8 protein-coding genes and 4 pseudogenes are annotated in these 10879 nt (G+C 63.9%); 3 read left to right on the forward strand and 9 right to left on the reverse strand.

Going from position 1 to position 10879, the window contains the following annotated elements; genetic code table 11:
* Positions 1–153: 153 nt before the first annotated feature.
* Entirely contained in the window at positions 154–339 is a 186-nt protein-coding gene (locus BVER_RS24020; RefSeq protein ID WP_050455413.1) for a hypothetical protein, read from the reverse strand.
* Between the two features lie 536 nt (positions 340–875).
* Here BVER_RS24020 and BVER_RS24025 point away from each other — a divergent pair.
* The 3 genes and pseudogenes from BVER_RS24025 to BVER_RS24035 all read left to right on the forward strand — a co-directional run bounded on the left by BVER_RS24025 (position 876) and on the right by BVER_RS24035 (position 3110).
* Positions 876–1088 carry a hypothetical protein gene (locus BVER_RS24025; RefSeq protein WP_050455414.1) on the forward strand — a complete coding sequence of 71 codons (213 nt, stop codon included), beginning with the start codon at positions 876–878 and terminating at the stop codon, positions 1086–1088.
* 91 nt (positions 1089–1179) lie between these two features.
* A complete protein-coding gene (locus BVER_RS24030) occupies positions 1180–2214 on the forward strand; it encodes a serine/threonine protein kinase (RefSeq protein WP_050455415.1) in 1035 nt (344 codons plus the stop codon).
* Between the two features lie 174 nt (positions 2215–2388).
* Positions 2389–3110, forward strand: a pseudogene (locus BVER_RS24035) (PepSY-associated TM helix domain-containing protein).
* 1 nt (position 3111) lies between these two features.
* Here the strand turns inward: BVER_RS24035 and BVER_RS24040 are convergent.
* From BVER_RS24040 to BVER_RS34485, 8 genes and pseudogenes are all read right to left on the reverse strand, one after another.
* A complete protein-coding gene (locus tag BVER_RS24040) occupies positions 3112–4131 on the reverse strand; it encodes an XdhC family protein (RefSeq protein WP_050455416.1) in 1020 nt (339 codons plus the stop codon).
* Complete coding sequence (locus tag BVER_RS24045; RefSeq protein ID WP_050455420.1) at positions 4104–4667, reverse strand: SRPBCC family protein; 564 nt, start codon at positions 4665–4667, stop codon at positions 4104–4106. The genes BVER_RS24040 and BVER_RS24045 overlap by 28 nt, the downstream gene beginning before the upstream one ends.
* A complete protein-coding gene (locus BVER_RS24050; RefSeq protein ID WP_050455417.1) occupies positions 4586–5806 on the reverse strand; it encodes a vWA domain-containing protein in 1221 nt (406 codons plus the stop codon). The genes BVER_RS24045 and BVER_RS24050 overlap by 82 nt, the downstream gene beginning before the upstream one ends.
* A pseudogene (locus BVER_RS24055) lies at positions 5782–6681 on the reverse strand (AAA family ATPase). The gene BVER_RS24050 and the pseudogene BVER_RS24055 overlap by 25 nt, the downstream one beginning before the upstream one ends.
* Before the next feature lie 6 nt (positions 6682–6687).
* Positions 6688–7480, reverse strand: a pseudogene (locus tag BVER_RS24060) (FAD binding domain-containing protein).
* A 12-nt stretch (positions 7481–7492) separates the two neighbouring features.
* Positions 7493–9877, reverse strand: a complete 2385-nt coding sequence (locus tag BVER_RS24065; RefSeq protein WP_050455418.1) for a xanthine dehydrogenase family protein molybdopterin-binding subunit — start codon at positions 9875–9877, stop codon at positions 7493–7495.
* 54 nt (positions 9878–9931) lie between these two features.
* Positions 9932–10408: a (2Fe-2S)-binding protein gene (locus tag BVER_RS24070; protein ID WP_050455419.1), complete on the reverse strand. Its 477-nt coding sequence runs from the start codon at positions 10406–10408 to the stop codon at positions 9932–9934.
* A gap of 306 nt (positions 10409–10714) precedes the next feature.
* Positions 10715–10879, reverse strand: a pseudogene (locus BVER_RS34485) (group II intron reverse transcriptase/maturase); the annotation flags it as partial.

Raw genomic sequence — 10879 nt, forward strand, 5'->3', positions numbered from 1 at the left:
ATTGAGCAAGGCGTTGTCCAATCGTTACTTCCGTTCGCTGGGCCTGCCGTCGGTCGGTCCAGCGCCGATCAACTGATCCGAACCGCCGTGTACGGACCCGTACGCACGGTGGTGTGGGAGGGGTCGGCGTGCCCCTATCCCGATTGCCTGTCGCTAGACTAGCGCGGGCAGTCCCTCGACCAGCAGAAATGCCACGAACACGCCGAGCAGCGCGCCGAAAACTCTCAGCGCGTTATTCTTGAAGTGCGTCGCGCAGGGAATGGCCCCGAGAAACAGCGCGCCGGCGAGCGCCATCGGGATGATCAGGATGAAGTCGCCGATCGTGAAGTACGTCGTCATGGTGCGTCTCCCATCGTCCAGCTTTTAGCTTTAATCGTCGCGGCGATGTGTCGCTCCGACGATTCGAGTATAGGCGTCCGCGAGAATGCAATTTGCACGACTTGATCCGGCGGGAAACGATTACATGACGCCGAGCCTTGCGCCGCAAGGCCTCGCGCGTCACGTTTTTAAGCGGACACGAAAAACCCTTAGTTTCGTCTTATTTCAGTTCGCTTTCTAAACGGTCGTGCGCAGCCGGCATTTGCGTTGGTTCCATAGGGTTTAGCCTGATGCGAAACGCGTGTGCGCGAGCCGATCACCAGTAAATGCTGCCAATCGTCCGCGATTAGCAACAAATTTGGGTGATCGACCTCCCATCCGCGCGTAACGTTGCGCTACAGTAAGGACGCAATCGTTGATGAAGGCCGTGCCTGCTGCGCGTCGCGCACCACTGACGCGGTCGGTTGTATTGGGTGCACGCGCCTTGAAAAGCCTGTGCTGGTGAAATAAATGACCGGCGTTTCGATCCTCAGCCGGCGCTGAAACGGGGATTCATCATGCAAATCGGTTCGATCGTCCGCTCCGTGCATATCGCTGTGCCGCAAGGCGCACGCGGCATTGTCATGCGTATTCTCGGCGACATGGCAATGGTCGCGTGGTACGCGGGCGAGCCTGGCGCGACCAAGCCGCTCAATACAGAGCCATTCTTCCTCGAAGACCTGATCGATACCGGCGACGTCGTGCGTCCGGCCAACATGGTCATGCATTGAGGACACGTCCCCGCGCGCGCATCGGCCATACGCCGATGACCAAGCGCGCGCCGAGCATGCCAGCCGCCCCGAGGCGGGGCACAATGCCGGAATGAACTCACCTCATTCCGATTCCCCGGCCGCGCCCGCCGACGACAGCGCGCCGCCGTTCGCCGGCCTCACGCCCGAACGCGTGCTCGATGCGCTCGACAGCGTCCTGCTGCCCACCGGCGCGCGCACCGATGGCCGTCTGCTTCCGCTTAACAGTTACGAAAATCGCGTCTATCAGGTCGGCGTCGAAGACGGGCCGCCGGTCGTCGCGAAGTTTTATCGGCCGGCGCGCTGGTCGAATGCGGCGATTCTCGAAGAACACGCGTTCGTCGCCAGCCTCGCCGCGCGCGAAATTCCCGCCGTGCCCGCGCGCACGCTCGAAGGCGCGACGCTCAACGAATTCGACGGCTTCCGTTTTTCCGTATTCGATCGCCGTGGCGGACGCGCGCCCGATCTCGATCGCACCGATACGCTCGAATGGCTCGGACGCTTCATCGGGCGCATTCACGCGGTGGGCGCGCTCGAGCCGTATCGCGAGCGGCCGACGCTCGATATCCAGACCTTCGGCTACGAACCGCGCGACTATCTGCTGACGCACGGCTTCGTTCCCGCCGATGTCCGCGAGACGTGGGAGCGCGCGGTATCGATGGTGCTGGAGGGCGTCGCGCACTGCTTCGAGCGCGCGGGCGACGTGCGGCATCTGCGCCTGCACGGCGATTGCCATCCGAGCAACGTGCTCTGGACCGACGCCGGTCCGCATTTCGTCCATTTCGACGACAGCCGCATGGGCCCGGCCATTCAGGACTTGTGGCTCCTGCTGCCAGCCGGCCGCGCCGATGCCTCGCGCGCGCTCACCGATCTGCTCGCCGGTTACGAGGATTTCGCCGAATTCGATTCGCGCGAACTGCATCTGATCGAAGCGCTGCGCACGCTGCGGCTGATTCACTATTCCGCGTGGCTCGCGCGCCGCTGGACCGATCCGGCGTTTCCCGCCGCCTTCCCGTGGTTCAACACGCAACGCTATTGGGAAGATCGCATCCTCGAATTGCGCGAGCAAATCGGAGCGATGCAGGAAGGACCGCTCTGGCCGGTCTGAAATTTTTCGTCACATAAAGGCGTTGTCAGCATTTCGCAAAACATTGAAATGCCATTTTGCGCATATAATGATAACGATTCTCATCTGCCCGCCCCTCATCGACCGACGCGCGTAACTTGATCCGATCGGTCGATGGCGCGGCAATGCCGGCCCAATCCGATTCTGGAGAGACGCGTGAACGCGCCTGACACCCTCAATCCGCCGTCGTCCGCGACGAGCGGTTCGACGCAATACCGCCCGCACGGCCGTCTGGTCGACGACGCCGAACAGATCGTGCGCAAAAACCGCTCGCGCCGCTCGACCTTCCTCAAATGGCTGCGCAAGGTGCACGGCTGGGTCGGTCTGTGGGGCGCGCTGCTCGGCTTGCTGTTCGGCGTGACCGGTTTTCTGCTGAACCATCGCGCGCCGCCGATGCGCATTTCCACCGGCGAACCGCAGGTCTCGCAGATGCAAATGCCGCTGCCCGCCGAAGGTCTCAAGTCGCCGCGCGATCTCGGCACCTACGCGAACTGAAGCTCGACGGCAAGCTCGCGCGCACGCGCAAGGAACCGTCGCATCCGGTCGGCTGGGGCGACAAGAGCGCGGTTCAGCCCGAACAGTGGTCGGTGATGATCGCCACGCCCGGCGGCAACGTGCAGGCCGAGTACTGGGTCGGCAACAACTTCGTCTCGGTGAAGCGCACCGACAACACCTTCCTCGCGATGATGACGAACCTGCACAAAGGCGTGGGGTTGAGCATCGGCTGGGTGCTGCTGATCGACACCTTCGCGGGCAGCATCGTGCTGTTGTCGCTGACCGGCGTGCTGCTGTGGACCGAGCTGAACAAGCGCCGCACGGCGGGCGTGGTGATCGTCAGCGTGTCGCTGATCGCGGCGATCGTCTGCGGCCTGATCTGATTCAGACGCCGCAGGTTTCGCCTTTGCCCGCGACTTCGCGCACGGCTTTCGCGCCTTCGACCTGAAGCAGTTCCGGCAGCGACACGCCGTTTTTCGCCGCGATGACTTCCGCGAGAATCGACACGGCGATTTCCGGCGGCGTGCGGCTGCCGATATAGATGCCGACCGGCCCGTGCAGCCGCGCGAGTTCGGCTTCGCTCAGATCGAACTCCTTCAGCCGTTCGCGCCGCGCCGCGTTGTTGCGCCGCGAGCCGAGCGCGCCGACGTAGAACGCGGGCGTTTTCAGCGCTTCCATCAGCGCGAGATCGTCGAGCTTCGGATCGTGCGTGAGCGCAATCACCGCGCAGCGTTCGTCGAGCTTCATGTCCATCACGATATCGTCGGGCATGGTGCGCACGATCGTCGTGCCCGGCACGTCCCATTCGTCCGTGTACTCCTCGCGCGGATCACACACCGTTACCTGATAATCGAGCCCCACCGCGATGCTGCACAGATAGCGCGACAACTGCCCCGCGCCGATCACCAGCATCCGATAGCGCGGCCCGTGGATCGTCAGCAGCTTGTCGTCGTCGAACAGCACGCCGTCGGTGGCGCGCGCGGGTTCGAGACGCGCCGCGCCCGTCGTCATGTCGAGCGTGCGCGCGACGAGCTTGCCCGCTTCCACAGTCGCGCACAGTTCGGCGATGCCGCTCTCGAGCGTCAACGGCTCCAGCACGAGCTGGATGGTGCCGCCGCACGGCAAGCCGAAGCGATGCGCCTCTTCCGCGCTGATGCCGTACTTCACCGCTTCCGGCCGGCTTTGCTCGATGCCCCGCTGCCGCACGCGCTCGATCAGATCGTCTTCGATGCAGCCGCCCGACACCGAGCCGACCACATGGCCGTCGGCGCGCACGGCGAGCATCGCGCCTTCGGGACGCGGCGACGAGCCCCACGTCTTCACCACCGTCACGAGCAACACGCGATGCCCTTCGTCGAGCCATCGCGCGCTGTGTTTCAGGACTTCGAGATCCACGCTGTCCATGATTTCTTTCCTTTTTCCTGCACTTCACTGCTGTTCGAATCGGCGGAGGCTACATCCTGCGCATCCGATGAAGCTTCGGAGTTTCCCGAACTCTGAAGCTGCGCGCCGAATCGCTTGAAAAATTCCGCTGCGATCTTGCGTGCCGCGCCGTCCACCAGCCGCGAACCGATCTGCGCCAGCTTGCCGCCGACCTGCGCATTCGCGCTGTAGCTGAGCCGGGTCGTGTCGGCGTCGTCGCCAGGTTCCAGGTTCACCTTCGCGCTGCCCTTGCTGAAACCGGCCGCGCCGCCCTGACCTTCGAAGACGATCGTGTACGTGTGCGGCGCGTCGATATCGGTCAGTTCCATGCGGCCCTTGAAACGCGCCTTCACCGGGCCGACCGCCGCCGTCATCGCGACGTTGTAGACATTCTCGCCGTCCGCGTCGATGCTGTCGCAGCCGGGGATGCACGCCTTCAGGATCGCCGTGTCGTTGAGCGCTTCCCAGGCGCGCGCTTCGAGAGCGCCGCCAGTTCGCGTCCGACGGCGCTCAGGCAGTCGAGGTTGTGCGCCGCCAGCATCGCGTCGACGTGCGGCAGGATCGCGCGCACGCCTCGCGCGCGCGGCGTGAAATCGGCGAATCTCAACAGCGGGTTCAGCCACACCAGCCGATGCGCGAAGCGGCTCAGGCGCTGCATTTCGGCATCGAGCACGTCGATGGCGTCGTGGTCGAGTCCGTCGGTCACGAGGAGCACGGTCGCCCGTCCCGCTAGCACGCGGCGCGCCCAGCGCCGGTTGAACTCCGCGAGCGTCGCGCCGATGCGCGTGCCGCCCGACCAATCTGCCACGTTTTGCCCGAGCGCGGCGATGGCGATATCCGGATCGCGCTCGCGCAGCGCACGCGTCGCATTCGTCAGACGCGTGCCGAACAGAAACACCTGCAAGCGCTCGCGCGATTGCAACAGCGCGTGACAAAAGTAGAGAACGGCGCGCGAATACGCGCTCATGGAACCGGAAATGTCGAGCAGCAAAACGAGCGGCGGTCTTCGTTCCACCGCCTTCCGATACTTCCACACCATCCAGTCGCCGCCCGATCGCACGGCGTGACGCGCGCTTGCTTTCAGATCGGCGTGCGTGCCGCGCGATGCCGCCTTGAGCCTGCGCGTGCGCTCGGTCGCGAGCGGCATCCGATGCGCGCGAATCTGATGCCGCAGCGTGCGCCATTCGTCGGCGCTGAGCGTGTCGAAATCGCGATGACTCAAACGCTCCTGCGCGCTGAAACTCATGCGCGCGTGAAGCTGCACCGGCTTCGATTCGCTTTCGTGCGGTTTCGAAGCAGCTGCGGCGCGCACGGCCAAGGCATCGGCGAGACGGTTGTTGCGCTTCGGCGGCGGCATGCCGTCGGTGACTTTCGGCAGCAGCAGCGCGCGCAACTTGCCTTCCCAATCGGGATCGCGCCAGAAGCGATCGAAGGCGGCATCGAAGAATTCGCGCTCGTCGTTCGCGTGGACGAGCAGGCAGGCGAGCGTCGCGCGCACATCGTCGCGGCGATCGAGGTCGATGTGACGCAACGCATCGAGCGCATCGACGGCGTGCGCGGGCGACATGCCGAGCCCCGCGCCGCGCAAGAGCCTCACGAAATGCACGACGTTGCGCGCGAAGGTTTCCATCGTCACGCGCGCGCGTCGGTCAGGCATTGCGCGAGCGTGTCGGCGTCCATGCGCGCGAGATCGTCCTGATACTTCAGCAGCACGCCGAGCGTGTTCTGCACCGATTGCGGATCGAGTTCCGACACCGACAACGCCGCCAGGGCGCGACACCAGTCGATGGTTTCCGCCACGCCCGGCGCCTTGAACAAATCCAGCGTGCGCAGCCGATGCACGAACGCGACCGCCTTCGCCTGCACATCGCGGCTCGCTTCGGGCGCGCGCGCCGCGACGATCTCCAGTTCGACATCGCGCGCGGGATAGCCGATCCATTGATACAGACAGCGCCGCTTCAACGCGTCGTGCACTTCGCGCGTGCGATTCGACGTCATCACGACGAGCGGCGGATGCGCGGCGCGCACCGTGCCGTACTCGGGAATCGACACCTGAAAATCCGACAGCAATTCGAGCAAAAACGCTTCGAACGGCTCGTCGGCGCGATCGATTTCATCGATCAAAAGCACGCGGCGCGCATCGGCGTCGTCGGGATCGGGCAACAGCGCCTGAAGCAGCGGACGCTTCAGCAGGAACTCGCCGCGATACAGCGAATCGCTCGACGGCTTTTCGCCCGATGCTTCCGCCAGCCGCAACGCCATGATCTGACGCTGATAGTCCTACTCGTACAACGCGCTCGCCATATCGAGCCCTTCGTAGCATTGCAGGCGCAACAGCGTCGTGCCACACAAGCCCGCCGCCGCCTTCGCCAGTTCGGTCTTGCCGACGCCCGGCTCGCCTTCGAGAAACAGCGGACGCTGCATCTTCAACGCGAGAAAAAGCGCCGTCGCGAGCTCGCGGCTGGCGAAGTACTGCTGCTCGCGCAAACGCGCGAGCGTGTCGTCGATGGAGTGCGGCTCGCGCGCGGACATCGCCGTCTAGAACGACATGGCGCGTTCGATGGCGCGCCCGGCCAGCACCGGAATCAGATGCGCGCGATACGCCGCGCTCGCGTGCATGTCGTCGTTGAGTTCGTCGGGCGCAATCGTCACGCCGCGCGCCGACGCCACCGAAAAGTCCTTCGACAACGCCGCTTCCAGTTCGGCCGGACGAAACACCGACGACGCCGCGCCCGTCACGGCGACGCGCGCGCTGCCGTCCTTGAACTTCGCGACGAACACGCCGACCAGCGCGAAATGCGACGCGGGATTGCGAAACTTTTCATACCCGGCGCGCTCGGCCAAAGGAAACTCGACCGCGACGATCAACTCGTCGGGTTCGAGCGCGGTCGTGTACATGTCGATGAAAAAATCATCGGCGGCGATCCGTCACGACCGTCGCGTTCAGCGCGAGGACGGCGGACGGATAGCACGCGGCCGGATCGTCGTTCGCCAGCGATCCGCCGATCGTGCCGCGCTCGCGCACTTGTCTGTCGCCGATGCGGCCCGCCAGGTCCGCGAGTCCCGGCAGCGCCTTCTTCACATCGGCGTTCGATGCGACGTCCGCATGGCACATCGCGCCGCCGATGGTGAGTTTGTCGCCATCGAGCGCGATGCTTTTCATCGACGCGATGCGCGTCACATCCACGAGCGCCGACGGTTGCGCGAGCCGCAGGCGCATCGTCGGCAACAGGCTTTGTCCGCCGGCGAGAAACTTCACGTCGTCGTTGCCGGAGAGCGCAGCGACGGCCGCTTTCGCTTCATCGGCTCGCTGATAGTCGAATGAGTACATGGCTCGTCTCCGTCACGCGTTGGAAGAAGCGTCGTGCATCGCGGTCCAGACGCGGTGCGGCGTCGCGGGCATCTGCAAGTCCTTCACGCCAAGCGGCGCGAGAGCATCGAGGATCGCGTTGATGACGGCGGGCGACGAACCGATCGCGCCCGCTTCGCCGCAGCCTTTCACGCCCAACGGATTGTGCGTGCACGGCGTGCCCTTCGCGGTTTCCACCGTGAAGTTCGGCAGATCGATGGCGTGCGGCATCGCGTAATCCAAGAACGAGCCGGACAGCAATTGCCCGGTGCTGTCGTCGTAGACGCAGCGTTCGAGCATCGCCTGGCCGATGCCTTGGCCGAGACCGCCATGCACTTGTCCTTCGACGATCATCGGATTGATCACGTTGCCGAAGTCGTCGACGGCGGTGAACTTCTGGATGCGCGTTTCGCCCGTGTCGGGATCGACTTCGACTTCGCAGATATACGCGCCCGACGGATACGTGAAGTTGGTCGGATCGTAGAAGCAGTTTTCGTTGAGGCCCGGCTCCATCTTGTCGAGCGGGAAGTTGTGCGGCACATACGCCGCGAGCGATACATCGACAAAGCTCTTCGTGCGATCCGTGCCCGCGACGCGAAACACGCCGTTCTCGAACTCGATATCTTCCGCCGATGCTTCCATCAGATGCGCGGCGATTTTCTTCGTCTTCGCTTCGACTTTATCGAGCGCCTTCATGATCGCGGAGCCGCCGACGGAAATCGAGCGCGATCCATACGTGCCCATGCCGAACGGAATGCGCCCGGTATCGCCGTGAATGATTTCGATATTGTCGAGCGGCACGCCGAGCCGATCCGCGACGACTTGCGCGAAGGTGGTTTCGTGCCCTTGCCCGTGACTGTGCGAGCCGGTGAACACGGTGACGGAACCGGTCGGATGCACGCGCACTTCGCCCGCTTCGAACAAGCCCGCCCGCGCACCCAGCGCGCCCGCTATATTCGATGGCGCAAGGCCGCACGCCTCGATGTAGCACGAGTAACCGATGCCGCGCAGCTTGCCGTTCTGCTTCGATGCTTCCTTGCGCTTCTCGAAGCCCGCGACGTCCGCGAGTTCGAGCGCGCGATCGAGGCAGGCGTCGTAATCGCCGGTGTCGTAAGTGAGGCCGACCGGCATCGCATACGGAAACGTGCGGATAAAGTTGCGGCGGCGCAATTCGACCGGATCGATGTTCAACTCGCGCGCCGCCGTTTCCACCAGACGTTCGACGACATACGTCGCTTCCGGACGGCCCGCGCCGCGATAGGCATCGACGGGAACGGTGTTGGTGAAAACCGCTTTCACTTCGGCGTAGATCGCGGGCGTCGTGTATTGGCCGGCAAGCAACGTCGCGTAGAGCACGGTCGGAATCGACGACGCGAAGGTCGACAGATACGCGCCCATGTTCGCCGTCGTGTGCACGCGCATCGCGGTGAACTTGCCGTCTTTATCGAGCGCGAGTTCGGCTTTGGTGACGTGATCGCGGCCGTGTGCATCGCTCAAGAATGCTTCGGAGCGCTCGGCGGTCCACTTGATCGGCCGCCCGACTTTCTTCGATGCCCACGTCAGCGCGACATCTTCCGGATACAGGAAAATCTTCGAGCCGAAGCCGCCGCCGACGTCCGGCGCAATCACGCGCAACTTCGATTCCGGCAGCGACAACACGAACGCCGCCATCAGCAAACGCTCGACGTGCGGATTCTGATTCGCGACGTAGACCGTGTAGCTTTCGTCGTGCTTCGAGTAGCTCGCGTTGACGGCGCGCGGTTCGATCGCGTTCGGCACGAGGCACTGATTGACGATATCGAGCGTCGTCACGTGCGCGGCTTGCGCGAAGGCGGCATCAGTCGCGGCTTTGTCGCCGTGGCCCCAGTTGTAGCAGACGTTGTTCGGCACGCTGTCGTGCACGAGCGAGCGGCCCGCGTCGGATGCGCTTGCCGTATCGACGACGGCATCGAGCACATCGTAATCGACATCGATCAATTCGAGCGCGTCCTTCGCTTCCTTGACCGATTCCGCGACGATAAGCGCCACCTGATCGCCGACGCACAACACCTTGTCGTGCGCGATGACCGGATGCGGCGGCTCGTGCATCGGCGAGCCATCGGTGCTGTGGATCAGCCAGCCGCACGGCAAGCCGCCGACGTTCTCGCCCGCCATATCCTTGCCGGTGAAAATGCCGATCACGCCCGGCGACTGCTTCGCCGCGTCGATATCGATGCTTTTGATCTTCGCGTGCGCGTGCGGCGAGCGCAGGAACACGCCGAAACTTTGCTGCGGCAGAACGACATCGTCGGTGTACTGGCCCGCGCCCGTCAGGAAGCGATAGTCTTCCTTGCGCTTGACGCCGGCGCCAATCAGTTTGTGCTGTTCAGGGGCATTCATCGCGGTCTCCGTTGATAGGCGCGATACATCGTGTTCGATGGGAATCGGCGTGAATCAGGCGTCGGCCTTCATGGCCTCAGCGCCCTGGAGCACCGCTTTGACGATGTTGTGATAGCCCGTACATCGGCACAGATTGCCGTCGAGCTGTTCGCGGACTTCTTCTTCGGAGAGCGACGGACACTGCGCCGCCAGCGCGCTCGCGCTCATCACCATGCCGGGTGTGCAGAAACCGCACTGAAATCCGTGGCACTCCTTGAAAGCCGCCTGCATCGGATGAAGCTGGCCCTCCTTCGCCATGCCTTCGATGGTCGTCACGCTCATGCCGTCCGCCTGCGCCGCGAGGATGTTGCACGACTTGATCGCGCGTCCTTCGAGATGGACGGTGCACGCGCCGCACTGCGCGGTATCGCAGCCGATATGCGTGCCGGTGAGATGGAGTTGTTCGCGGAGAAACTGGACCAGCAAGGTATGAGGTTCGACGGTGGCGGTCACGGGTTTGCCGTTGACCGTCAGGCTGATGCTCAGCGCCATTTCACTGTCTCCTGAGGGGAAGGTCCAGCTTCGAGCCGCGCGCCTTGCACCTGCCTTGACTGCCGCGTGAGCGTTCAGTTGGGTTGGGTGTTTTAGGTTTTGTAGCGGACAGTAAAGCACAAAACACAGGGCGTCGCCATCGGCGCGAACGTGTGTGCTGATCGCTTGCGAAGCGCACTTCCCGCGCGGATATAACGGATACCAATCGGCATAGGGGCGGCCAGCAAGCTGGCCGGTCCCCTGCCACACCACCCTGCCACACCACCCGGCGTGCGGGTCCGCACCGGGCGGTTCGGGAAGTTGAGGTTATGTGAGGCGAGGCATGCCAAGACGATCGAAGTAGGCAATCGTCAGCACGTTGTGTAGTGCGGACAGGCTGTTGTGCCACAGGCGGCGGCTGTTGGCCGCCACGGATTGCGCTACCGCCGAAGTAGCACCCAGTTTCAGCAGTTCGCGGTAAATTGTTGTGCC

This window comes from Candidatus Burkholderia verschuerenii (genome assembly GCF_001189365.1).
GTDB lineage: Bacteria > Pseudomonadota > Gammaproteobacteria > Burkholderiales > Burkholderiaceae > Caballeronia > Caballeronia verschuerenii.

Coding starts and splice junctions, on each gene's coding strand:
- BVER_RS24020 (WP_050455413.1), bottom strand. CDS start 339: ATGACGACGTACTTCACGATCGGCGACTTCATCCTGATCATCCCGATG.
- BVER_RS24025 (WP_050455414.1), top strand. CDS start 876: ATGCAAATCGGTTCGATCGTCCGCTCCGTGCATATCGCTGTGCCGCAA.
- BVER_RS24030 (WP_050455415.1), top strand. CDS start 1,180: ATGAACTCACCTCATTCCGATTCCCCGGCCGCGCCCGCCGACGACAGC.
- BVER_RS24040 (WP_050455416.1), bottom strand. CDS start 4,131: ATGGACAGCGTGGATCTCGAAGTCCTGAAACACAGCGCGCGATGGCTC.
- BVER_RS24050 (WP_050455417.1), bottom strand. CDS start 5,806: ATGCCTGACCGACGCGCGCGCGTGACGATGGAAACCTTCGCGCGCAAC.
- BVER_RS24065 (WP_050455418.1), bottom strand. CDS start 9,877: ATGAATGCCCCTGAACAGCACAAACTGATTGGCGCCGGCGTCAAGCGC.
- BVER_RS24070 (WP_050455419.1), bottom strand. CDS start 10,408: ATGGCGCTGAGCATCAGCCTGACGGTCAACGGCAAACCCGTGACCGCC.